General features: G+C 49.5%; 1 protein-coding gene. It reads right to left on the reverse strand.

The genetic code is table 11. The annotated features are described in order from the left end of the window. On the reverse strand, positions 1 to 210 hold a 210-nt coding region (locus AC5O63_RS22535; RefSeq protein ID WP_494506279.1), incomplete at both ends, for a VCBS domain-containing protein.

Genomic DNA, 210 nt, shown 5'->3' on the forward strand with positions numbered 1-210 from the left:
TTGTCTTTATTCACGGTGAGTGTGGCGTCTTCTTTTACCTCACCCACATCAGCCGTTAGTTTCGGTGCATCGTTGGTGCCGGTCACCGTAATGGTTAAGGTACTGGTCTTAGTTACGGTTCCATCGGTCGCAGTGTAAGTAAACAGTACATTCGCAGCTTCACCGTTAGCAAGGGCCTGCGAAGCATCACCAGTAGCTTCAAAGCTGTAG

This window comes from Vibrio sp. SCP2, assembly GCF_059295395.1.